Genomic DNA, 23,797 nt, shown 5'->3' on the forward strand with positions numbered 1-23,797 from the left:
TAAGGCCCGACGGAGACGCACACCACGGCCAAAAAGAGGAGCGCACCCGACATGACAGCGAAGATCCTCATCGTCACCGGCGACGCCGCAGAGTCACTGGAGGTCCTCTACCCCTACCAGCGCCTCCGCGAAGAGGGCTACGAAGTCCACATCGCGGCCCCCGCCCGCAAGAAGCTCCAGTTCGTCGTCCACGACTTCGAACCCGGCTTCGACACCTACACCGAGAAACCCGGCTACACCTGGCCCGCGGACCTCGCCTTCTCCGAGGTCGACCCGGGCGACTACGCCGCCGTCGTCATCCCCGGCGGCCGAGCCCCCGAGTACCTCCGCAACGACCCCGAACTCCGCAAGATCCTCAAGTCGTTCTTCGACGCCGACAAGCCTGTCGCCCAGATCTGCCACGGCCCCCTGCTCACCGCCGCGATCGACAGTCTCAGCGGCCGCCGCGTCACGGCGTATCCCGCCCTGGAGTTGGACATGCAGGCGGCCGGCGCCACCTTCCAGGACGCCGAGGCGGTGGTCGACGGCACCCTGGTCTCCTCCCGCGCCTGGCCGGACCACTCCAGCTGGATGCGCGAGTTCCTGACGGTGCTGCGGGCGAAGGCACCGGTGACGTGAGGGAGTGACGCCGGCCGCCCGGAAGCCCTGACCCGACGACCTGACCGGACGCCGTGACCGGATGCCGTGACCGGGCAGCCGACGTGGCCGCGGACCACGCCGGCCCCGCCACCCTGCGCGCGCACCGGCACTCGGCACCGAGGGCTCACCGCCAGGCCCCCAGGCCCCGCCGCCGGGCACCGCACTTCGTGCCCGGCCCTGGCCCGCCCCTCGGCTACGCCGCCAGCCGCTCCGCCTCCGCGACCGCCTCCCCCAGGGTGTCGACCACCGGCACTCCCACCCCCTCGAGGCTCGCCCGGCTGTGCGACCCTCCGGTGTAGAGCACGGCCCGCGCCCCCACGTGCAGCGCCGCCACCGCGTCGTCGGCGGCGTCCCCGATCACCACCGTGCGAGCGGGATCCACGCGCGCGAGCGCCTTGATGTGCCGCACCATGTGCTCGGCCTTGCTGCCCCCGGACGGCCCGGTCCGCCCGTCGACGCGTATGAAGTGCTCCGCGATCCCGAACCCCCGCACCAGCGGCACGAGTTCGTCATGCACGTACATGCTGAGGATCGACTGGCTGCGCCCCGCCGCCGACCACTCCACGAGCAGCTCCGACGCACCCTCGGTGAGCCCGCATGTCACCCGGTGCTCGGTGTAGTACCGGTGGAAGGTCTCGTCCATGACCTCCCACTCGGCGTCGGTCGGCAGCCGCCCCAGCAACCGCTCGTAGAACTTCGGCACCGGCACGCAGTACATCGACCGGTACTGCTCCAACGTGATCGGTGCGAGTCCCAGCTCGCCGAACGCCGCGTTCGTCGCCCCGATGATCGCGTCATTGTCGTGGAACAGGGTCCCGTTCCAGTCCCAGACGATGTGCGCCCCTACCTGCTTCCCCATGTCGAAAACCGTACCCGCCACCACTGACAATCAAGAGAACGGCAGGACGGCGAAGCAGCCGGGAGCGGCCCTCCAGTGGGCCCGCCGGCCCCGGTGGCCCGGGCTCAGTCCCCCAGCCCCACCAGGTTCGGGATCTCCTGCGTGGCGTACCAGAGCAGCTCATGGTCCTCGGCCCCGTCCACGACGAACTGCGCGTCGTCGTCCCCGCCGTCCGCCGCCGCCAGCGCCTCCGCGGCCGCCGCCACATCCGCCTCCGCGTCATCCGAGTCCACGTGCACCGAGGCCGCCTTGGCCAGCGCCACGGCCCCGGCGATCCGCACCTCGCCCAGCGCCGACGGGTCCAGCCCCCGGTCCGGGTCGGCGACGGCCGCCCCGTCGGGCACGTCGACCGCGACCACGACCCGACGCCGCAGCGCCCCGGCGTCCGCCGCCAGCAGCCGCAGCGAGGCCAGCGCGGCCCGGTTCAGCGCCGCGTACTCCAACTCCTCGATGTCGTCGGAGAGATACCACTCGCGCAAGGCGGGCGTGACGGCGTACGCGACGAGCGGTTCGGCCCCCAGCTCGCCCCCCTTGTACGCCTCGGCGAGACCGGGGAGGGTCAGGGGGACGTAGACGCGCATGACTGCCCGCTTTCGTACTCGTAAGGCTCCGCAAGGACCCGAGGAGGGCGATCGGGTCCCGCGCCTCCCGGAGAGCTTTCAGGATACGTGCGGGCGTCCCCTTTCGAGTCCCCTGCACTCCCTCTCCCGGCGTCCACTCCGGTCCGGGAATTCACCCGGTGCAGACCCGCCACCACGGCCTTCCGCACGCTTCCATCACCCAGATAAGTGAAGATTCCGCCCGCCGGACCGGGGTCCCCGCTTCCTTGCTTCCGGCGCCCGGAACCCCGTACAAGATCACCAACCTCGCAGTTACCGCCCGGTAGCAACCGGGCCCCTCGAACGGGGACCCCATGAACAAGGTCATGACCAGGACGCAGCACCGCCCCGGCACCCGCCCGCCGAGCCGCCGCGACACCCGCCGCCCCGGCGGCGTCCCTCCCCGCGCGCCGAGCGGCGGCGCATCCCGTACGGCACCTCCCGGCGGCCGCCCGCCCGGCTCATCGGGCACGACGGGACCCCGCGCCCGCACCGGCCCGGCAGACACCCGCCCACCCACGGCTCCCACCCCGCCGCGCGCGCTCGTGCCGCCTGCCGTCGAACCCACTTCCCCCTGCGGGCCCACCGTCCCCCCAACCCCGTCCCACCGATGTCTTCGCCGACCGCCTGCTCCTCGTACTGAGCGGTCAGCGCCCCGTCCACTCGATGCTCCGCCACACCGCGGGCCGCGCCTACGACGAACTCGCCTGGCTCGCGGAACGCGGCCCCCTGCGCACCCGGGGCACCCGCCCCGTCGTCCGCGACATCGGCTACTTCGAGCCCCGCCCGGGCGCCATCGAGGCCTTCGCCCGCATCGGCGCCGGCGACCAGCTGCGCGCCATGGCGTTCCGCCTGGAACAGGGCGGGGACCTCCGCTGGCGCTGCACGGCGGTGGAACTGGGCGGCCCGCGCAGGCCGGGCACGGACGACGCCTGACGACAGCTGACCACGACGAGCCGCGGCGGCGGCGCCCACCCCGGCCCAGCGGCCCTCATCGGACCCCAGAAGGCCCCAGAACGCCGGCAGGGACCGCAACAAAACCGAAGGGCCGGGCCCCCACATTGGAGACCCGGCCCTTCCAGCCGCTACAGCGCCGCAATCACAGTCGCAGTCACCGTCTTCGCCTTCCCGACGGCGCTACCGCTCGCGGCGTTCTCGCGCCCGGCGCTACTTCTTACGGCGTCGCCCGCCACGCGCCTGCTTGCGCCGCTCCGCGCGCGTGAGGCCGTCGGCCTCGGAGCGCACCGGCTCGTCGTCGTTGGTGAAGTCGCCCTCGACGATGTCGCCCTCACCGTCCACCTTGGGCGCGGTGTAGTGCAGCCGGTCCGGGCGGCGGGGGGCCTCGAGACCCTTGGCGCGGATCTCTGGACGCGCACCCGCCTGCGCCGGCACCGCGTCCTTCTTCTCGAGGTCGGCCACCGGCTTGGTGTCCTCGACCGGGACCTCCTCGACCTGCTGCTCGACCTGGACCTCCAGGTTGAACAGGTAGCCGACGGACTCCTCCTTGATGCCCTCCATCATCGCGGTGAACATGTCGAAGCCCTCGCGCTGGTACTCGACCAGCGGGTCCTTCTGCGCCATCGCGCGCAGGCCGATGCCCTCCTGGAGGTAGTCCATCTCGTAGAGGTGCTCGCGCCACTTGCGGTCCAGGACCGACAGCACGACCCGGCGCTCCAGCTCACGCATGATCTCGGAGCCGAGCTGCGCCTCGCGCGCCGCGTACTGCTCGTAGATGTCGTCCTTGATGGACTCGGAGATGAACTCGGCGGTCAGCCCGGCCCGGTCGCCGGCCGCCTCCTCCAACTCTTCGACGGTCACCTTCACCGGGTAGAGCTGCTTGAACGCGCCCCACAGCCGGTCGAGGTCCCAGTCCTCCGGGAAGCCCTCGGCGGTCTCCGCACCCACGTAGGCGTCGATGGTGTCGTCCATGAAGTGCTGCACCTGCTCGTGCAGGTCCTCGCCCTCCAGGACGCGACGCCGCTCGCCGTAGATGACCTCACGCTGGCGGTTGAGGACCTCGTCGTACTTCAGGACGTTCTTACGGGTCTCGAAGTTCTGCTGCTCGACCTGCGACTGGGCGGACGCGATCGCGCGCGTGACCATCTTGTTCTCGATCGGCACGTCGTCCGGGACGTTCGCCATCGACATCACACGCTCGACCATCTGGGCCTTGAAGAGCCTCATCAGGTCGTCACCCAGCGACAGGTAGAAGCGGGACTCGCCCGGGTCGCCCTGACGGCCGGAACGACCGCGCAGCTGGTTGTCGATACGGCGCGACTCGTGCCGCTCGGTGCCGAGGACGTAGAGACCGCCGAGGTCCTTGACCTCCTCGAACTCCGCCTTGACCGCCTGCTCGGCCTTCTCCAGGGCGGCGGGCAGGGCCGCGGCCCACTCCTCGATGTGCTCCTCGGGGTCGAGGCCACGCTGGCGCAGCTCCGCCTCGGCGAGGTCCTCGGGGTTGCCGCCGAGCTTGATGTCGGTACCGCGGCCGGCCATGTTGGTGGCGACGGTGACGGCGCCCTTGCGGCCGGCCTGGGCGACGATGATCGCCTCACGGTCGTGCTGCTTGGCGTTCAGCACCTCGTGCTGGACACCTCGCTTGGACAGCTGCTGCGACAGGTACTCGGACTTCTCGACGGACGTCGTACCGACGAGGATCGGCTGGCCCTTCTCGTGCTTCTCGACGATGTCGTCGACGACCGCCTCGAACTTCGCGACCTCGGTGCGGTAGATCAGGTCCGACTGGTCCTTGCGGACCATCGGCCGGTTCGTCGGGATCGGGACCACGCCGAGCTTGTAGATCTGGTGGAACTCGGCGGCCTCGGTCATCGCCGTACCGGTCATGCCGCAGAGGCCGGGCTGTTCCTTCTCGTTGTGGTCGTGGCGCTTGTAGAGGCGGAAGAAGTTCTGGAGGGTGATCGTGGCGAGGGTCTGGTTCTCGTCCTTGATGTCCACCCCTTCCTTCGCCTCGATCGCCTGGTGCATGCCCTCGTTGTAGCGGCGGCCGGCGAGGATACGGCCGGTGTGCTCGTCGACGATCATGACCTCGCCGTCGATGACGACGTAGTCCTTGTCCTTCTTGAAGAGCTCCTTCGCCTTGATGGCGTTGTTCAGGTAGCCCACCAGAGGCGTGTTCACCGACTCGTAGAGGTTGTCGATGCCCAGCCAGTCCTCGACCTTGGCGACACCGGCCTCGTGGATGGCGACCGTGCGCTTCTTCTCGTCGACGTCGTAGTCGCCGGTCTCCTCGAGGCCCTTGAGCGGGTTGCCGGCCTCGCCCTTCTTCAGGCGGATGACCAGCTTGGCGAAGTCGCCGTACCACTTGGTGGCCTGGTCGGCGGGGCCGGAGATGATCAGCGGCGTACGGGCCTCGTCGACGAGGATGGAGTCGACCTCGTCGACGATGGCGAAGTTGTGGCCGCGCTGGACGAGTTCGTCCTTGGACCACGCCATGTTGTCGCGCAGGTAGTCGAAGCCGAACTCGTTGTTCGTGCCGTACGTGATGTCGCACGCGTACTGCTCGCGACGCTGGGCCGGCGTCATGTTGGCGAGGATGCAGCCGACTTCCAGGCCCAGGAACTTGTGGACGCGGCCCATCATCTCGGAGTCGCGCTCGGCCAGGTAGTCGTTGACCGTGATCAGGTGCACGCCCTTGCCGGACAGCGCGTTCAGATACGCGGGCAGCGTGCCGACGAGGGTCTTGCCCTCACCGGTCTTCATCTCAGCCACGTAACCGAGGTGGAGGGCCGCGCCACCCATGATCTGGACGTCGTAGTGACGCTGCCCGAGAACGCGCTTGGCGGCCTCACGAACGGTGGCGAAGGCCTCGGGCAGCAGGTCGTCCAGGCTCTCACCGTCTGCGTAGCGCTGCTTGTACTCATCGGTGAGGGACCGCAGCTCGGCGTCGGAGAGGTCGACGAAGTCCTCTTCGATGGAGTTGACCTGGTCCGCGATGCGGTGCAGCTTGCGCAGGATCTTGCCTTCGCCTGCACGCATGATCTTCGAGAGGACGGACACGGGGGTTGGTCTCCTTGCCGGTCGGGCCTGGGACGGTCGGTTTCCATTTGACTTGACTGAGCAACGGCCATCGTATGCGAGGACCCCGCCACGCCGGGAGCCTGCCGTGGACGCCGGACGTCCGCTGCTTCAAATCTCCGTCAAAAGGACAACGGCCGGGGGTCGCGGATGGTGCCGCGTTCCGTCCACGAATTGTGCGAAATGCGTTCGCGCGCTCACACGCCGCATAAAGGATGGCGCTGCCGACGGCCCCCCGAGCAGAATCGGCCGATGGAACCCGTCACGCTCGCCACCGGCCGCCTCCTCATGCGCACGGTCGGCCCGAAGGACACGCACACCGTGTACGAGGCCGCCCAGGACCCCGACATCCAGCGCTGGACGACGATCCCCTCGCCCTACCTGTACGAGCACGCCCAGAGTTTCACGGACCAACTGGCCCCCGAGGGCTGGGCGAACGGTTCGATGTTCACCTGGGGTCTCTTCCTCCCCGAAGGGGAGGAACTGGTGGGCATGCTCGGCCTCACGATGCGTTCCATGAGCGGCGCCGAGATCGGCTTCTGGGGCACGAAGGAACACCGCGGCAACGGCTACGTCACCGAGGCCGTCCTGACCGCCTCCCGCTGGGCCTTCGTCCACCTGTCGATCGACCGCGTGGAATGGCGCGCCGAAGTCGGCAACCGCCCCTCGCGCGCCGTCGCGGAACGCGCCGGCTTCACCATCGAGGGCACCCTCCGCTCCGCCATCGTCCACCAGGGCGTACGCCGTGACTGCTGGGTCGGCTCCCTACTCCCCTCAGACCTGAGCCTGCCGTCGACGGCCCCGTATCTGCCCCATTTCAGCCCGTCCGGCGCTTGAGGACGAGGCCGAAGGCCGAAGCGGGGGTCCATGGGGCGGCGGGGGCGAGAACCCTACGTCGCCCCCAAACCCCCAGCTCACTCCCCATTGTCAGTGCCACCCCCTATCGTCCGACCCCATGACGACCCCGCGCCGCACCACCGATCTCACGGCAGACGAAGCCCGCCGAATCGCCCTCCGCGCACAGGGCTTCCTCGGCACCCCCGACCGCAGATCCGGCGTCCGCGGCATCCTCCGTCACCTCGGCGCGGTCCAACTCGACACCATCTCGGTCCTGGCGCGCTCCCACGAGCTCATCCCATACGCCCGCCTGGGCGCGGTCGGCCGCAAAACGATCGAGAACGCCTACTGGACCACGGCATCCACCGCACCCACAGCCCCCCAGGCACCCACGGACGCACCCGCACCCCCGACGCCCCGGACACCTCTGACGCCCCCGCACGCGTTCGAGTACTGGTCCCACGCCGCCTGCATCCTCCCCATCGAGGAGTGGCCCCACTTCGCCTTCCGCCGCCGCGCCTACCGCAACCGCCCCCACTGGAACCACGAACTCCCCGACGGCGCCTACGCCCAGGTGATCAAGCAGCTCCGCACCGAGGGCCCCCTCACCGCGACGGAGCTTGGCGGCGCGAAGAGAACCAGCGAGTGGTGGGACTGGTCGGGCGCGAAGGTCGCCGTCGAACGCGCCCTGATGTACGGCGAGGTGGTCTGCGTCGAGCGCCGCGGCTGGAAGCGCGTCTACGACCTCGCCGAACGCGCCATCCCGGAGACACTGCTGCACGACGAACTGGACGACACCGAGTGCCTGCGCCGCCTGGTCCGCCTGGCCGGCCAGTCCCTCGGGGTGGGTACGCGCGCGGACATCGCCGACTACCACCGCCTCAAGGGCGAACAGGTCGACGCGGTGATCGCCGACTCCGGCCTGGTCCCGGTCACGGTCGAGGGCTGGGGCAAGCCGGCCTGGGCCGACCCTGCGGCACTCGACGCACCCCCGCGCGGCCGCCACCGCACGACGCTGCTGTCCCCGTTCGACTCCCTGATCTGGGAGCGGGCCCGCACCGAGCGGATCTTCGGCTTCACCCACCGCCTGGAGGCCTACGTCCCCAAGCAGAAGCGGATCTACGGCTACTTCGCGATGCCGGTCCTGGCCGGCGGCCGTCTCGTCGGCCGCGTGGACCCGGCTCGCGAGGGCCGCACCCTGGTCGCCAAGCAGGTCACCCTGGACGGCGCCAAGGCGGTCCCGGCAGTGGCCCAGGCGCTGGTGGAGGCGGCGAGCTGGGTGGACTGCACGGGCGTACGTGTGGACCGGGTCGACGCCCCCGACCTGCGCGAACCGCTCGCAAAGGAGCTCAGTCGCCTCATGGCATGACCCTCAGGACCGTCCAGGACCGTCCACCGTCCAGGACGGTCCCGCGGCAGGTCCGTCCGGAACCGTCGCGGCCCTTCAGCGGATCTCGAGGATCTTCTCCCGCATCGCGTACACCACGGCCTCCATCCTGGAGTGCAGCTGCAGCTTCTCCAGGATGTTGCGCACATGGTTCTTCACGGTGTTCTCGGAGATGAACAACTCCTTGGCGATATCGCGGTTGTTCATCCCCGTCGCGACGAGCTTGAGGACCTCCAGCTCGCGGTCCGTCAGCCGCGGCGCGGGCACGAGCCGACGCTCGTCCGTCCGCTGGATCATCGACTTGAACTCGGTGAGCAGCTTCGACGCCATGGACGGGCTGATCTGCGACTGCCCGTCGGCCACCGCACGAATGGCGGTGGCCACCTCGTCCGTGGAGATCTCCTTGAGGAGATAACCGGTCGCGCCCGCCTTGATCGCGTCGTAGAGGTCGGCCTCCTCGTCGCTGATCGTCAGCATGATGATCTTCGCGCTGGGGGCCACCTCCTTGATGGAGGTGCAGGCCTCGATCCCGCCGCGCTTGGGCATCCGTACGTCCATCAGGACGATGTCCGGCAGCAGGTCGGCGGCCTTGTCGACGGCTTCCGCGCCGTCGCCCGCCTCCCCCACGACCTGGATGTCCTCCTCGGCCGCGAGCACGATCTCCAGTCCACGGCGGAACAGGGCATGGTCGTCCACGACGAGGACTCTGATCGGCTCCTTGCGTGGAGAGCCCGTGTCCGGGCCCATGCCGACGACGTCACCGTCGGCATCCTCGTCCCGCATCGGTCCGAAGCTGTCCGCCATCGTTCCTCCCCCTGAGGCTGTGGCTGGTCGTTTGCCATCGCCAACCCAAGGCAGCGGCCCACCGGTTGGGCCGGTGCGTCCATGATTTCATGCCCGACCGACACTACGGTGACCAGCGGGGCGCGAAGTGGTCGCACACCGGTGCCCCTGGGGGCGCACACCGCGCTCCAGGGGCACCGGCTCAGCTGTCAGCCGGGCGGGTCAGCCGCCCAGCGTCCCACCAGCCGCTGGCGGCTGCGCCTGGGTGACCATCGGGTCCGTGTTGAGGTGGATGACGCCGTAGTCGTAGGCGTGCCGCCGGTAGACGACACTCGGTTCCTTCGTCTCGGAGTCGACGAAGAGGTAGAAGTCGTGTCCGACCAGCTCCATCTCGTAGAGGGCCTGGTCGAGGGTCATCGGGGAGGCGACGTGCGTCTTCTCGCGCACGATGAGGGGGCCTTCACCCTTGACTTCCAGCGAGCCGATCTTCTTGGTGGGAACTCCGTCCGGCTCTTCTTCCTGGAAGGAATGGCCATTGCCGTTGAGCGTCGCCGCGCCCGGAACGTGGTCGGGGACCTCGGCCGCCGTGAGTCGGCGTGCGCCTCGGCGCGAGAAACGCTTGTCGTGCTGCTTGCGCAGCCGGGCATCCAGCTTCTCCGCCGCGAGGTCGAGCGCCGCGTACGGATCGCTGGCCGCTGCCTCCGCCCGGATCACCGGACCGCGGGAGCGGAGCGTGATCTCCACTCGATCACTGCGGTCGGCCTGTCGCGGGTTGGGCTCCTTGGACACCTCGACGTCGAGGCTGATCACCTTGGCATCGAGCCTCTGGATTTTCTCCAGCTTCAGCTTCTCGGCCACGTGCTTGCGGAACCGCTCGGGCACCTCGGTCTTGCGGCCCTTGACGACGATGTCCACGCAGAACTCCGTTCCCGGATCGCTCCGCTCCATCGGCGGAACATCTCCCTTTTGCACCAGGCTCCGGTGAACCCGGAACCTCGGACTCGGTGACTTCCACCTCCTCCTCCCCCATGGGCAAGATCTCCACCCCATGGCCGCGGGTGATTGCGCAAAACCCACGGCACGGCATTCGGATATGAGAGGGATGGCCTGCGCCTTTCCCTCACAACCGAACATATCTCGCCCGGACGGATGTCGTCACCCTCTACTGCGGCGTACCTCCGTTCAGGTGAATTGGCCCTCTCGTTACCTGCAACGATGCAAGTTCTCAGTCAGTTCCGGTTTATTTCGAAAGAATCCGGCGACGCAGCGACCACGGCCGCGCAGATCACGTCACGGGGCTGCCCGACGCCCATGATTCCCGGCATCTCACGCACCCGCCGCACAGCGCCCTCCGTCGATCCGGCCCTCCGTTCCCCTGTCCTTTCCCGACTTCCCGCCAGGTACACAGGTGTTGTGCCGTCGCCGCACCCACCGGGTTCCGCGCTCTCCCCTCCATACGCGTCCACCTCCTCGGCCGTTCTGCCGTATCCGCTCGCTTCCCGCGCCTGCTCCGTCAAGGCCGCCCGCACGGCCCGCGCCGCCTCCGCCAGGGAAGCGCCCGTCGTCATGAGGTCGTCGACGAGCACGACCGGACCGCCACCGGCCAACAGCCGGACTCCCCCGGGAACCACCGTCAGCGCGCCCGCGAGATTGTCCAGCCGCTGCCGGGAGTTGAGCCCCGACTGGTCGGCCACCCCGCGCCCCTGCCGAAGCACGGCGAGGACACGCGCCGGTGTCCCGGCCCGCCGCAGCTCACCCGCGGCCGCGAGCGCGATCCGCCGGGCCGGATCATGCCCCCGCGCCCGCACCGCCCCACGCCCGGACGGAACGGGTACCAGCAGCACAGGTGCACCGGCGCCCCCGGACCGCCCCGCCCCGTCGGCCTGCACCTGAGACCCCCGGGACGGCGCAGCCCGTGCCGGCGCCCCGCTGCCGTGCGCACAGGCCTCCCGCAGCCCCGCCCGTACCGCCCCTGCCAGGGCCGCGCCGAGCGGCGGCGCGAGCGCCAGTGCGCCGCGTTCCTTGTGGGACAGCAGCACGGCCCGCGCCTCGTCCGCGTACCGAGCCGCCGCGTGCACGACCGGCAGCCCGGGCGGCTCCGGCACCGGTCGCACCCGGCTCGGTACGGTCCCGCTCAGGACGGCACGGCACTCCGTGCAGAGCACCGTGCGAGGCATCCCGCAGCCTCCGCACTCAGCCGGCAGCACCAGGTCGGTGAGGTCCTGCCACCACCCCCGCATGGCCACCACTCTGCCAACGCCCGCGCCGACCGACCACCCCTGTGGATAACTCCCTGTGGAAAACCCCGGCGCCCCATGCGGGCCCCACTTCCGCCCCACGCAGGCCCCACGTCCACCTCGGACCGAGTCCGATTCCCAGCTCGGACCAAGTCCGATTCCACCCCAGAACCGAGTCCCATTCCCACCCCGGGAACCGAGCCCGATCCGAGCCCGATCCCCACCCGCCAACGCGCCGGACTCAGCCGGGCCGACACACCGGATCCCGCCGCACGAAAAGGCGGCCGCCCCCCCACCCGGAGTCACACCCCGGCCAGAAGCGACCGCCCACTCGCCGTCCCGAACCCCAACGGCAGGCAAGGGCTCACCCTCACCCCGGATAAACCGGCGCCGTCCCGTCCGTCACCACCTTCTGCCACTGCGCCCCGGAGGACAGCCGCACGATCCCGTCCTCCGAGTAGCCGACAAGCGGCAGCCGTGCGTCCTCGGACGCGGTGATCTCCTTCACGCCGCTGAGAGCCGCGGGCGCCGGCCCCTCCGGTGTGGAGCCGTCGACCTGCACGTACCGCATCGTCTGCACACCGCCCTGCTCACGCCCGACCACGACGAGCCGGCTGTCACCGGCCCACGACATGGCCGTGACCTCCTCCAACTCGGGCGTCGCGGAGCGCAGTTCATGCACCGAGACGGCCGAACGCTCCGCCTCCTTGCCGTCCTCGCTGCGTTCGATCCGCCCGATGAGCAGCGACGACTTGTCGCCCTGCTTCACCACGAGCGCGATCCGCACACCGTCGGCGGCCACGCGGACGGATTCGATGCGCCCCTCCAGCCCCGGCGGCGTCTTCACGACCAGCGGATCACCCACGCCCTCCTTCAGCAGGAGCAACCGGGGGTTGTCGGGATCACGGTCGGCCACCCAGAGGTCGCCCTGGGCGTCCCAGCTGGGCGCCGTGAGCCGCTCCTCCGCCGACGGGCCCGCGCTGGTCAGCTCCGGCCCGCCGAGCGGGCCGTCGGACACCAGCGCTCCGACGTACAGGTTCTTCCCGTCGAGGCCGACCCCGGCAGCCATGTCCTCGTCGCGCGACACCGCCACCGACTTCAGCTGCGTGTCGCCTTCGCCCAGGGCGCCCGGCACGGGATCGGGTTTCGTGTCGCTTGCGGCGGCGGCCAGCCGTACGAGCCGGTGCTTGTCATCGAGGAAGTACAGGTACTCGGCGCGCTCCACAGACCCGCGCGCGGCCACCGCCTCCGCCCCTTCCCCGGTGAGCGCGCACAGCTGCCTGCCGCCCGCCTCCAGCAGGACCTCGTCCACCGTGGGGGTGATGTTCTGCAGGGTGAACAGGAGCTGGGCCGCCATCTCGTTGCACTGGCTCAGTCCGACTCGGGCCGCTTTGTCGTTCAACGGCACGGTGAGCCTGCTCCGGTCGTCGGGCGTCAGCGTGGTGTCGTCGTTCTTCAGCGCCGTACCGGTGGGGAAGCTCGACCTGGCCACCGGGTTGAGCCAGCTGGTGGGCCCCTTGAGGAGGGAGCGCACCATCTGCGTCATGGGGTCCACGTTCCTGCGCACGAACACCGGATCGGCGACGGCCGCCGTGTGCGGGGAGTCCCCGAGCGTGGTGTTCGTGGCGAAGTAGTACTTGTCGACGGACATGTAGTTGCGCTGGAAGTCCGACTTGCCCATCACGACACCGCGCGGCGGCACGTCGATGCGCCACTGCTTGGTCTTCTTGTCCCGCGTGAGGTGCATCGGCTCGCTGTAGTCGCCACTGGCGGGCGCGTACGACTGCTGCGCGTCGACCGTGGCGACCTTGGTACCGGTCAGTGTGTACGACAGACTGTCGGTCTCCTCCCGGCCTCCCACGCGCTCGATATCGGCGCCCGGTCCATCGGCGAGCACGGTCGTGGACTGCCGGGGCAGCCACTTCCGCGCGACCTCGTCGGTCAGGTACGTGCGCGCCGTCTCATAGTCCGGATCGTCGCTGGTCAGCGCCTCCAGGAAGCCCGAAACGATCTCCGAGGACGAGGCGTCCTCGCGGGGCGGCATGGCGAAGACACGCACCTGGGTGTCCTGGCGCGGCGTGGACTCGACGCCACGCAGATCCCCGCTGTCGGGCATCGACGCGCACCCCGCCAGCAGTACGGCGCCGCAGGCGGCGTACGCCACCGTGCGCCCCGGCGTGCGCCGCGCGCGCCCCTCACGGTCAGCGCCCACGCGATGCCTCCCCATGCTTGCTCGACTCCCCGTCCTGCCCGGCTTCCTCGATCGGCGGCTCTTCCGCACCGGACCCACCGCTTCCGGGTCCACCGGGCTCACCGGGTATGTCCTCCTGCCGCCGCGCACCCGATGCGGGCCGGGGAACCACACGCGCGCCGTTGCCGGGCAGCGCCGTCGGATCGGCCTTGGGCGCCGCGCCGCCCGGCCGCGACGCGATCGGATCCCTCGCCGGCCTCGGAGTCACCTGGTCGCCCGTGGGCTGCGCCGGCACCGTCGCGGCCTTCTCACCGCCCCCGCACGGCAGACCGGCGTCATCAAGTCCACGATTGCGGCGCGAGTCCTTGGGCTCCAGGGGTATCGGCGAGCCCCGCAGCGGCTCGTCCGCGGTCCGCGGCAGCGTCAGCCGGAACTGCGAACCGCCGCCCGGCTCGCCCCACGCCTGCAGCCAGCCGCCGTGCAGCCGCGCGTCCTCCAGCGCGATGGACAGCCCCAGCCCCGTACCGCCCGTGGTACGCGCGCGTGCCGGGTCGGCCCGCCAGAAGCGGCTGAAGACACGGGTCGCCTCCCCGGGCTTGAGCCCGACGCCGTAGTCGCGCACGGCGACCGCGACCGCCCCGCCCGCCGAGGCGAGCTTGACGACGACGTCCCTGCCCTCGCCGTGCTCGACGGCGTTGACGACGAGGTTGCGCAGCAAGCGCTCGACGCGACGGGCGTCGGCCTCGGCCACGATGGGCTGCTGGTCGCCGACGATGCGTATGTGGGTGCCCTTGCGCTCGGCGAGCGGCTCGGCTCCGCTCACGACGCGTCGCACGACCTCCCTGAGGTCGATCGGCTCGGCCTCCAGCGCCGCCGCACCCGCGTCGAAACGGCTGATCTCCAGCAGGTCGGCGAGCAGCGACTCGAACCGGTCCAGCTGGTCCGCGAGCAGCTCCGCAGACCGCGCGGTGATCGGGTCGAAGTCCTCCCGCGCCTCATGGATGACGTCGGCGGCCATCCGTACGGTCGTCAGCGGCGTCCGCAGCTCGTGCGACACGTCCGACACGAACCGCCGCTGCATCCGCGACAGGTCCTCCAGCTGCTGGATCTTCAGCTGCAGGTTCTGCGCCATCTTGTTGAAGGCCTCGCCGAGCCGCGCGATGTCGTCCTCGCCGGTGACCTTCATCCGTTCCTGCAGCCGCCCGGCCGACAGCCGCTCGGCGATCCCGGCCGCCATCCGCACGGGCGTGACGACCTGGCGCACCACGAGCCAGGCGATGGCCCCGAGCAGTACGACGACGAAGAGCCCGGCGGTGGCGAGCGTGCCCTTGACCAGGCTCAGCGACTTCTCCTCCTGCGTGAGCGGGAAGAGGTAGTAGAGCTGGTACGGGTTGTTGTTGGGGTCGTTGACCTGCTTGCCGATGACAAGGGCCGGCTGGGACTCCTTGTTGGCGGAGGAGTGGTAGACGATGCGGGTGTAGCTCTGGAACGCCCCGGTATTGCTGTCGATCCGATCGCGCAGATCCTCGGGCACGCTGTCCGTCGGGCTCACACCGCCGGAGGCACGCGGGCCGCGCCCACCGGTGTCACCCCCCGCGGAGGCCGGGAGCGTCACCACCTCGAAGGCGCCCTGCCCGCCGCTGGAGAGCGAGGTGACGAGGTCGCTCATCCACTGGATGACGTTCTGCTCGGCACGCTCGCCCCCCGTCCCACCGTCGTCGGCGGACCCGGCCGAAGCCTCGTCGGAATTCTGCTTGGCCGCCGCGAACCCGCCGGTGGCCTGGCTCTGTGAAGCCTTCACCTTGGCGTCCAGCAGGCCGTTGCGCACCTGCCCGATGACGACGAAGCCCAGCAGCAGGACGACACCGAGCGACATCAGCAGCGTGGTGGCGACGACCTTGAGCTGGATGTTGCGCCGCCACAGCCGCATGACGGGCAGCAGCGGCCGGCGCACCCAGCGCAGCACGAGCCGAAGGACCGGGCTGCCCTGGACGCCTCCCTGCAGCAGCCCGCCCTCGAGGAAGCGCCCCCAGCGGGAGCCCGCCTTCTTCCGGCCGACAGGCCGCTCCGGACGGGCCCCGGTCCGACCGGGGGCCGCAGCGGCACTGTCCCCGGGCATGTCAGCTCGGCCCTGCCTTGTAACCGACGCCGCGCACGGTCACCACGATCTCCGGCCGCTCCGGGTCCTTCTCGACCTTGGAACGCAGCCGCTGCACATGCACGTTGACCAGACGGGTGTCGGCCGCGTGCCGGTAGCCCCACACCTGCTCGAGGAGCACCTCGCGCGTGAACACCTGCCACGGCTTACGGGCCAACGCGACCAGCAGGTCGAACTCCAGCGGCGTCAGCGCGATCGACTGCCCGTCCCGCTTCACCGAGTGCCCGGCCACGTCGATGACGAGGTCACCGATGGCGAGCTGCTCGGGCGCCGGCTCCTCCGACCTCCGCAGCCGCGCCCGGATCCGGGCGACAAGCTCCTTCGGCTTGAACGGCTTCACGATGTAGTCATCGGCACCGGACTCCAGGCCCACGACGACATCGACGGTGTCGCTCTTGGCCGTCAGCATCACGATCGGCACACCGGACTCCGCCCTGATCAGGCGGCACACCTCGATGCCGTCCCGGCCGGGCAGCATCAGGTCGAGTAGCACCAGATCGGGCTTGCTCTCCCGGAACGCGGCCAGCGCCTTGTCGCCGTCGGCTACGAAAGACGGCTCAAAACCTTCACCACGCAGCACGATGCCGAGCATCTCGGCCAGTGCGGTGTCGTCGTCGACGACAAGGACTCGTCCCTTCATAAACGACATCATCCCATTCTCATAACAGTGGCGAAGGCTCAGGTGAGGTAGGTCACCGGCCAGTGACCTTAGCCGTACGCCGTCGCCACTGTCTGCCCTCGGCCACATCACAGGGTGTGACCTTTGAGTGGGTTCACCCCACTCTGCCCGCCCTACGGCGGCGTCCACTGCTCCGGCGGCCGCCTCAGAACGTCTCCGTGACCCGCCTCGCCCCGGCACACAGCTCGGCCAACGCCTCCGCCGTCACGGGCGACACGGCTCCCTCCTCGGTGACGATCGCCGTCACCAGCTCGGGCGGCGTCACGTCGAACGCCGGGTTGTACGCCTGGGTCCCCAGCGGCGCCACCGGAACCCCGCCCCCCGGCTCCCCTCCGGCCACCGGCACCTGAGGCGCCACGATCTCGGTCACCTCGAACCCCGGGCGCTGCTCGACCTCGATGGACGTCCCGTCCGCCGTGTCCAGATCCACCGTCGTCAGCGGCGCGACCACGATGAACGGCACATGGTGATAGCGCGCCAGAACCGCGAGCGGATAGCTCCCCACCTTGTTCGCCACCGAACCGTCGGCCGCGATGCGGTCCGCCCCGATCAGCACCGCGTCCACCTCACCGGCGGCGAACAAGGAGCCCGCCGCGTTGTCCGTGAGCAGGGTGTACGCCATGCCGTTGCGCGCCGCCTCGTACGCCGTGAGGCGAGCTCCTTGCAGCAACGGCCGCGTCTCGTCCACCCACAGCCGCCTGAGCCGCCCGGCCCGGTGCGCCGCGAGCGCCACCGCGAAAGCCGTGCCCTCACCGCCCGACACCAGCGCCCCGGTGTTGCAGTGCGTGAGGACGCGGTGCCCGCCACCGGGCAGCAGTTCGTCCAGCAGCGCCAGCCCTCGCTCGGCCATCCGTGCGCTGGCCTCGGCGTCCTCCTTGTGCAGCGCCCGCGCCGCACCCAGCGCGGCGGCGGCCGCCTGCTCCGTGTCCCCGCTCCTGGCGAGCTCGGCCCGATACGCGGACTGAGCCCTGCGCACGCCGACGGCAAGGTTCACCGCCGTGGGCCGGGCACCCGCCAGCGCTTCCGCGGCGTCCTCCACGTCGAACCCGCGCGCGGCGGCGAGCGCGACGCCGTACGCCCCGGCGATCCCGAGCAACGGCGCCCCGCGCACGGCGAGCGAACAGATCGCCTCCACCAGCACCGGCGCGTCCGTACAGACCAGTTCGACCTCCTCGGCCGGCAGTCTCGTCTGATCGAGAAGGACCAGTACGGGACCTTCGGGTGGTTCCTCCCACCGAATCGCCGGAATCTCCTTGGGCCTGCCGTCCTCGCCGAATTGCGCGTACTGATCAGCCATGCCGTCAGTCTGCCCGTTCTACGGCGGACAATTGAAGGTGTGCAGCCCATACCGCGGCCGATACGTCGTGGCCCACCCCATGGCACGATGGCTGCCAACCTGCCACCGCGACCGCGGACGGGCACCGTGAAGGAGCGACGATGAAAGACACTCCGGGCTGGGCCTCGCCCGGATCCGCCCCGTCCGACGGCCAGGAACCCGGCGCGTCCGGCCCTGCCGAGCCCGCAGACCGCCCCGACCCCGCGCAGCAGCCGGGAACGGACCCACAGGACTCCAACCCGAAGTGGTCCAAGGAGCAGCCGCCCCCCGGCCAGTGGTCCGCCCCGACAGGCCCCCAGGCGCCCGGTCAGACCCCGCCACCCCCACCGCCCCCCAGCCCGGGCTGGGGCGCTCACCCACCCGCCGGCCCCGGCGGATACGGCGGCGGCCACCCCGGCTACGGCGCCCCGGGCGGCGGCCCCTGGGGAAGCGGCTGGGGCGGCCCACCGCCCGCGGCCAAGCCCGGCGTGATCCCGCTGCGCCCCCTTGGCGTCGGCGAGATCCTCGACGGCGCGGTCTCCACCATGCGCACCTACTGGCGCACGGTCCTGGGCATCTCCCTGACCGTCGCGATCGTGACGGAGATCCTCGTCATCCTCGTCCAGGGCTTCGTCCTGAACGACCGCCTCAACACCGCGGCCCTCGACGACCCGGACGCCACCCTCAGCGAGCTGACCCGCGCCACGGGCGACGCCCTGATCAGCTCCAGCGTGCTCTTCCTGATCTCGGTGATCGGGGCGATCATCGCGACCGCCCTGCTGACGACGGTCACCAGCCGCGCGGTACTCGGCAAGTCGGTGACCACCGGCGAGGCCTGGCGAGACGCCCGCCCCCAGGTACTGCAGCTCTTCGGCCTGCTCTTCCTGCTGCTGCTCATGACCTTCGGCCTGGTGATCGCGGGTGCCGTGCCCGGCATCCTCGTCGCCGCCACGGGCTCCGGCGGAGCGGGCGGGGGACTCACCGTCCTGGGCATCCTCGGCGCCGGCATCGTCGCGCTGTGGCTGTGGTTCCGCTTCTCCCTCGCCTCGCCCGCGCTGATGCTGGAGAAGCAGGGCATCATGAAGTCCCTGAGCCGCTCCGCGAAGCTGGTCCGCGGCTCCTGGTGGCGCGTCTTCGGCATCCAGTTGCTCGCCACGATCATCGCGAACGTCATCGCGGCGATCGTCGTCATCCCCTTCACCTTCCTCGCCGGCGCCGTCAGCGGCGACGGCGCCACCAGCTTCCTCAACGGCACCACCGAATTCGGCTGGACATTCCTCATCATCAGCGGCGTCGGCTCGGTGATCGGCTCCATGATCACCTTCCCGATCACCGCCGGCGTCACCGTCCTGCTCTACATCGACCAGCGCATCCGCCGCGAGGCCCTCGACCTCGAACTGGCCCGCGCAGCCGGCGTCCAGAACTACGGCCCCGGCACCCCGGGGAGCTGAACCGGTGAGCCTGACGGGGGGAGTTCTCACGACGGCGTCAGCGCTGCCGGACGCGGCCGCACGCGCCTTGCTGCGCGCCGACGCATCCACACTGTCGCTACTGGCGCGCTCGGACGACGAGCCACCGCTGACGATCCCGCGTGATCCCGCGCGGGAAGCAGCCCAGCGTGAGCTGTCCAAGGGCATGTACCACGAGAACGACCCCAGCTGGTTCCAGCGTGCCCTGGACGCCTTCTGGGACTGGGTCGAGGACCTGTTCAGCAGCGCTTCGACCGTGACACCCGGAGGACCGCTCGGCCTGGTCGTCGTCATCCTGGTCGTCGTCGCGGTCCTCGGCGCCCTGTGGTGGCGCCTCGGCACCCCGCGCCGCCAACCCACCTCCTCCGCCGCCCTGTTCGACGACCGCCCCCGCAGCGCCGCCGAACACCGCGCCGCCGCCGAGGCGCACGCCGCCCAAGGCCACTGGAACCAGGCAGTCCAGGAACGCATGCGCGCCATCGTCCGCTCCCTGGAGGAACGCGCACTACTCGACATCCACCCCGGCCGCACCGCGGACGAAGCCGCCGCCGAAGCAGGCCGCTCCCTGCCCGCCCACACGGACCGGCTGCGCGCCTCGGCCCGGGACTTCGACGACGTGACATACGGCGGCAGGACCGCGACCCAGCAGGCGTACCAGCGCATCGCGGAACTCGACCGCGACCTGGAGAGCACCAAGCCACAACTCGCGAGCAGCGCCCCCATCACGGCCCCCAACGCCCGCCAGGGAGCCGCCGAATGACCACCGAGGCCACGCCCCCGTCCACCTCGGCCTCGCCCACCGCCCGCCAGGTCTGGACCCGCACGCGAGGCATCGCAGCCGCCGTCGTCCTCCTGCTCGTGGCAGCCGTCGTGATCGCCACGATCCGTTCCGACGCCCACCACGGCGTCCTCGACCCACGCTCCGCCGACCACAGAGGCAGCCGAGCGGTCGCCGAACTCCTCGCCGACCGCGGCGTCGACACGCGCGTGGTCACCACCCTGGACGACGCCCGCGCCGCGGCCTCCGCGGACACCACCGTCCTCGTCGCCGCCCCCGATCTGCTGACGCACCGTCAACAGACTTGGCTGCACTCGTCGACCGCCGGCGCCGGCGGCCGTACCGTCCTCGTCGCCCCCGGCAGCTCGTCGGTCGAACGACTCGCCCCCGGTGTCACCGCGGACCCCGCCACCAGCCTCGACTCGGAGCTCGCCCCCGACTGCGCCCTGCCCGCCGCCCAGCGCGCGGGCACCGCCGACCTGGGCGGCGTCCGCTACACCACCACCCACCTCGACGCCGACGAGTGCTACCCCAGCGAGCGCCTGGCCACCCTGCTGCGCGTCCCGGACCCGACCGGGAACGGCGACACCGTCGTCCTCGGCTCGCCCGACATCCTCTACAACGACCGCCTCGACGAGCAGGGCAACGCCTCGCTCGCCCTCCAACTCCTCGGTTCCCGCCCCCATGTGGTCTGGTACCTCCCCTCGCTCTCCGACACGTCGGCCGCCGACCCGGACGACGAACGCAGCTTCTTCGACCTGCTCCCCTCGGGCTGGCTCTGGGGCACACTGCAGCTCTTCATCGCCGCAGCCCTGGCCGCCCTCTGGCGGGCACGCCGACTCGGCCCCCTGGTGCCCGAAAAACTCCCCGTGGCGATCCGCGCCTCCGAAACCGTCGAAGGCCGCGCCCGCCTCTACCGCAAATCCAACGCCCGCGACCGCGCGGCCGCCGCTCTTCGCTCCACCACCCGCACGCGCCTCGCCCCCCTCGTAGGTGTCCCCATCACCCAGGCGCACGCGCCCGAGTCCCTGCTCCCCGCCCTGTCCGCCCACCTCCACAACCACGGAGACGGACAGAGCCTGCACACCCTCCTCTTCGGCCCGCCGCCCAGCGACGACGCGGCGCTCATAGCCCTCGCCGACCAACTCGACGCCCTCGAAAGAGAGGTACGCCGTCCATGATGGACCCGACCACTGACAACGCCGGGAACACCGGGGACCCGGGCACCGCCCGTGCCTCCCTGGAAGCCCTGCGCGCCGAGATCGCCAAAGCCGTGGTCGGCCAGGACCCCGCCGTGACCGGCCTCGTCGTCGCCCTCCTCTGCCGCGGACACGTCCTCCTCGAAGGAGTCCCCGGCGTCGCCAAGACACTCCTCGTCCGCGCTCTCGCATCCGCACTCGAACTCGACACCAAGCGCGTCCAGTTCACCCCCGACCTCATGCCGAGCGACGTGACGGGCTCCCTCGTCTACGACACCCGCACCGCCGAGTTCTCCTTCCAGCCCGGCCCCGTCTTCACCAACCTCCTCCTGGCCGACGAGATCAACCGAACCCCGCCCAAGACCCAGTCCTCCCTCCTGGAAGCCATGGAGGAACGCCAGGTCACGGTCGACGGCACCCCCCGCCCGCTCCCCGACCCGTTCCTCGTCGCGGCAACCCAGAACCCGGTGGAATACGAGGGCACGTACCCCCTCCCCGAGGCCCAGCTGGACCGTTTCCTCCTCAAGCTCACGATCCCGCTCCCCTCCCGCCAGGACGAGATCGACGTCCTCACCCGCCACGCCGAGGGCTTCAACCCACGCGACCTGCGCGCCGCCGGCGTACGCCCCGTGGCGGGCCCCGCGGACCTCGAGGCCGCCCGCGCGGCGGTCGCCAAGACGACGGTCTCCCCGGAGATCACCGCCTACGTGGTCGACATCTGCCGAGCCACCCGAGAATCGCCGTCACTCACCTTGGGCGTCTCGCCCCGCGGTGCCACGGCCCTCCTGGCCACCGCCCGCGCCTGGGCCTGGCTGACAGGCCGCGACTACGTCATCCCCGACGACGTGAAGGCCCTCGCCCTCCCCACCCTCCGCCACCGCGTACAACTGCGCCCCGAGGCAGAGATGGAAGGCGTCACCGCCGACTCCGTGATCAACGCGATCCTCGCCCACGTCCCCGTCCCCCGCTGATGGCACTCACCGGACGCGCCGCACTCCTCGCGGCCCTGGGCTCCCTCCCCGTAGGACTCTGGGACCCCAGCTGGACGGGCATCCTCGCGGTCAACGCCCCCCTCGCGGTGGCCTGCGCCTGCGACTTCGCACTGGCAGCACCAGTACGACGCCTGGGCCTGACCCGCTCCGGCGACACCTCCGTACGCCTGGGCGAGACAGCCGACGTCACCCTCACGGTGACCAACCCCTCCAACCGCCCGCTCCGCGCCCACCTCCGCGACGCCTGGCCCCCCAGCAGCTGGCAGCCCGGCACAGAGGTGGCAGCCTCCCGCCACCGTGTAACGGTCCCCGCCGGCGAACGCCGCCGCGTCACCACCCGCCTACGCCCCACCCGCCGCGGCGACCGCCAGGCCGACCACGTGACAATCCGCTCATCAGGCCCTCTGGGCCTCTTCTCCCGCCAAGGCACCCACAAGGTCCCCTGGACGGTACGAGTCCTCCCCCCATTCACCAGCCGCAAGCACCTGCCCTCCAAACTGGCCCGCCTGCGCGAACTCGACGGCCGCACCAGCGTCCTCACTCGCGGCGAGGGCACAGAATTCGACAGCCTGCGCGAGTACGTCCCCGGCGACGACACCCGCTCCATCGACTGGCGCGCCACAGCCCGCCAGTCCACGGTCGCCGTACGCACCTGGCGCCCCGAACGCGACCGCCACATCCTCCTCGTCCTGGACACCGGCCGAACCTCGGCAGGCCGCGTCGGCGACGCTCCACGCCTGGACGCCTCCATGGACGCGGCCCTCCTCCTGGCCGCCCTCGCCGCCCGAGCCGGCGACCGAGTGGAGCTCCTTGCCTACGACCGCCGAGTACGCGCCCTCGTCCAGGGCCGCACAGTAGGCGACGTCCTCCCCTCCCTGGTCAACGCGATGGCCACCCTCGAGCCCGAGCTGATCGAAACAGACGCCCGAGGCCTCACCGCAACGGCTCTCCGTACGGCACCCCGCCACTCCCTGATCGTGCTGCTCACGTCCCTCGACGCGGCGCCCATCGAGGAGGGCCTGCTCCCGGTCCTGTCCCAGCTAACGCAACGCCACACCGTCCTACTGGCATCAGTGGCGGACCCCCACATCGCCCGCATGGCCTCTGCACGCGGAAACACGGACGCCGTGTACGAAGCCGCAGCCGCCACCCAGTCCCAAACCGAGCGCCACCGTACGGCAGATCAACTCCGCCGCCATGGCGTTACGGTCGTCGACGCGACGCCGGAAGAACTCGCGCCGGCCCTGGCAGACGCGTATCTGGCCCTCAAGACGGCGGGACGCCTGTAAAGGGGGAAATCGAAGGGGGCTCTCGTGCGGAGGCCCCCCAAATCAAAAGGTGCACAAACGCAGAAAGCCCCCGGACCGGTATCCCCGGCCGGGGGCTTTCTTCAAAATTTGTTCGGCGGCGTCCTACTCTCCCACAGGGTCCCCCCTGCAGTACCATCGGCGCTGTAAGGCTTAGCTTCCGGGTTCGGAATGTAACCGGGCGTTTCCCTCACGCTATAACCACCGAAACACTATGAAACTGTCAGCCGCACCACGCCGTGACCAGGCATGGGGCTGTTCGTGGTTTCAGAACCAACACAGTGGACGCGAGCA

19 protein-coding genes and 1 rRNA gene are annotated in these 23,797 nt (G+C 70.6%); 9 read left to right on the forward strand and 11 right to left on the reverse strand.

Annotation, left to right across the window (positions count from 1 at the left end):
• Nucleotides 1–51: 51 nt before the first annotated feature.
• Nucleotides 52–618, forward strand: coding sequence for a DJ-1/PfpI family protein (locus ABIE67_RS19015; protein ID WP_370258999.1), 567 nt, complete (start codon nt 52–54; stop codon nt 616–618).
• Nucleotides 619–832: 214 nt separating this feature from the next.
• Here ABIE67_RS19015 and ABIE67_RS19020 read toward each other — a convergent pair whose 3' ends face one another.
• Together ABIE67_RS19020 and ABIE67_RS19025 are read right to left on the reverse strand one after the other, a co-directional pair.
• A complete protein-coding gene (locus ABIE67_RS19020) occupies nt 833–1,498 on the reverse strand; it encodes an HAD family hydrolase (RefSeq protein WP_370259003.1) in 666 nt (221 codons plus the stop codon).
• A gap of 104 nt (nt 1,499–1,602) precedes the next feature.
• A complete protein-coding gene (locus tag ABIE67_RS19025; protein ID WP_370259008.1) occupies nt 1,603–2,118 on the reverse strand; it encodes a hypothetical protein in 516 nt (171 codons plus the stop codon).
• Nucleotides 2,119–2,802: 684 nt separating this feature from the next.
• Between ABIE67_RS19025 and ABIE67_RS19030 the strand changes: the two genes are divergently transcribed.
• The gene (locus ABIE67_RS19030; RefSeq protein ID WP_370259012.1) at nt 2,803–3,072 is read left to right on the forward strand and encodes an Rv3235 family protein; all 270 of its coding nucleotides are present in this window, start codon (nt 2,803–2,805) and stop codon (nt 3,070–3,072) included.
• A 231-nt stretch (nt 3,073–3,303) separates the two neighbouring features.
• On the opposite strand, the gene secA is transcribed toward ABIE67_RS19030, so the two are convergent.
• Nucleotides 3,304–6,153, reverse strand: a complete 2,850-nt coding sequence (secA, locus tag ABIE67_RS19035) for a preprotein translocase subunit SecA (RefSeq protein ID WP_370259014.1) — start codon at nt 6,151–6,153, stop codon at nt 3,304–3,306.
• 270 nt (nt 6,154–6,423) lie between these two features.
• Here secA and ABIE67_RS19040 point away from each other — a divergent pair, with 270 nt between their 5' ends.
• Both ABIE67_RS19040 and ABIE67_RS19045 read left to right on the forward strand, forming a co-directional pair.
• The gene (locus ABIE67_RS19040; RefSeq protein ID WP_370259017.1) at nt 6,424–7,008 is read left to right on the forward strand and encodes a GNAT family N-acetyltransferase; all 585 of its coding nucleotides are present in this window, start codon (nt 6,424–6,426) and stop codon (nt 7,006–7,008) included.
• 118 nt (nt 7,009–7,126) lie between these two features.
• Complete coding sequence (locus tag ABIE67_RS19045) at nt 7,127–8,377, forward strand: winged helix-turn-helix domain-containing protein (protein WP_370259019.1); 1,251 nt, start codon at nt 7,127–7,129, stop codon at nt 8,375–8,377.
• 75 nt (nt 8,378–8,452) lie between these two features.
• Here the strand turns inward: ABIE67_RS19045 and ABIE67_RS19050 are convergent, their stop codons facing one another.
• From ABIE67_RS19050 to mtnA, 7 genes are all read right to left on the reverse strand, one after another.
• Nucleotides 8,453–9,199, reverse strand: coding sequence for a response regulator transcription factor (locus tag ABIE67_RS19050; protein WP_030951627.1), 747 nt, complete (start codon nt 9,197–9,199; stop codon nt 8,453–8,455).
• Nucleotides 9,200–9,400: 201 nt separating this feature from the next.
• The gene (gene hpf / locus ABIE67_RS19055; protein ID WP_370268728.1) at nt 9,401–10,093 is read right to left on the reverse strand and encodes a ribosome hibernation-promoting factor, HPF/YfiA family; all 693 of its coding nucleotides are present in this window, start codon (nt 10,091–10,093) and stop codon (nt 9,401–9,403) included.
• A 314-nt stretch (nt 10,094–10,407) separates the two neighbouring features.
• On the reverse strand, nt 10,408–11,418 hold the full coding sequence (locus ABIE67_RS19060) for a ComF family protein (RefSeq protein ID WP_370259021.1): 1,011 nt from the start codon (nt 11,416–11,418) through the stop codon (nt 10,408–10,410).
• A 367-nt stretch (nt 11,419–11,785) separates the two neighbouring features.
• On the reverse strand, nt 11,786–13,627 hold the full coding sequence (locus ABIE67_RS19065) for an LpqB family beta-propeller domain-containing protein (RefSeq protein WP_370259025.1): 1,842 nt from the start codon (nt 13,625–13,627) through the stop codon (nt 11,786–11,788).
• Nucleotides 13,617–15,725 carry an MtrAB system histidine kinase MtrB gene (gene mtrB / locus ABIE67_RS19070; RefSeq protein WP_370259029.1) on the reverse strand — a complete coding sequence of 703 codons (2,109 nt, stop codon included), beginning with the start codon at nt 15,723–15,725 and terminating at the stop codon, nt 13,617–13,619. The genes ABIE67_RS19065 and mtrB overlap by 11 nt, the downstream gene beginning before the upstream one ends.
• A 1-nt stretch (nt 15,726) precedes the next feature.
• Entirely contained in the window at nt 15,727–16,416 is a 690-nt protein-coding gene (gene mtrA, locus ABIE67_RS19075; RefSeq protein ID WP_187284748.1) for a two-component system response regulator MtrA, read from the reverse strand.
• 172 nt (nt 16,417–16,588) lie between these two features.
• Entirely contained in the window at nt 16,589–17,740 is a 1,152-nt protein-coding gene (mtnA, locus tag ABIE67_RS19080) for an S-methyl-5-thioribose-1-phosphate isomerase (RefSeq protein WP_370259034.1), read from the reverse strand.
• A gap of 140 nt (nt 17,741–17,880) precedes the next feature.
• Here mtnA and ABIE67_RS19085 point away from each other — a divergent pair, with 140 nt between their 5' ends.
• The 5 genes from ABIE67_RS19085 to ABIE67_RS19105 are packed head-to-tail and all read left to right on the forward strand — an operon-like array spanning nt 17,881 to nt 23,485.
• A complete protein-coding gene (locus ABIE67_RS19085) occupies nt 17,881–19,209 on the forward strand; it encodes a hypothetical protein (RefSeq protein ID WP_370259035.1) in 1,329 nt (442 codons plus the stop codon).
• A 4-nt stretch (nt 19,210–19,213) separates the two neighbouring features.
• Nucleotides 19,214–19,987, forward strand: a complete 774-nt coding sequence (locus ABIE67_RS19090; RefSeq protein ID WP_370259036.1) for a DUF4129 domain-containing protein — start codon at nt 19,214–19,216, stop codon at nt 19,985–19,987.
• Nucleotides 19,984–21,186 carry a DUF4350 domain-containing protein gene (locus ABIE67_RS19095; RefSeq protein ID WP_370259037.1) on the forward strand — a complete coding sequence of 401 codons (1,203 nt, stop codon included), beginning with the start codon at nt 19,984–19,986 and terminating at the stop codon, nt 21,184–21,186. Before ABIE67_RS19090 ends, ABIE67_RS19095 begins: the two co-directional genes overlap by 4 nt.
• Nucleotides 21,186–22,175: a MoxR family ATPase gene (locus tag ABIE67_RS19100; protein WP_128429017.1), complete on the forward strand. Its 990-nt coding sequence runs from the start codon at nt 21,186–21,188 to the stop codon at nt 22,173–22,175. The genes ABIE67_RS19095 and ABIE67_RS19100 overlap by 1 nt, the downstream gene beginning before the upstream one ends.
• Nucleotides 22,175–23,485: a DUF58 domain-containing protein gene (locus tag ABIE67_RS19105; protein WP_370259038.1), complete on the forward strand. Its 1,311-nt coding sequence runs from the start codon at nt 22,175–22,177 to the stop codon at nt 23,483–23,485. The genes ABIE67_RS19100 and ABIE67_RS19105 overlap by 1 nt, the downstream gene beginning before the upstream one ends.
• A 110-nt stretch (nt 23,486–23,595) precedes the next feature.
• On the opposite strand, the gene rrf is transcribed toward ABIE67_RS19105, so the two are convergent.
• Nucleotides 23,596–23,712 (reverse strand): 5S ribosomal RNA (gene rrf, locus ABIE67_RS19110).
• Between the last annotated feature and the right edge of the window lie 85 nt (nt 23,713–23,797).

The sequence above is a fragment of the Streptomyces sp. V4I8 genome (assembly GCF_041261225.1).
GTDB lineage: Bacteria > Actinomycetota > Actinomycetes > Streptomycetales > Streptomycetaceae > Streptomyces.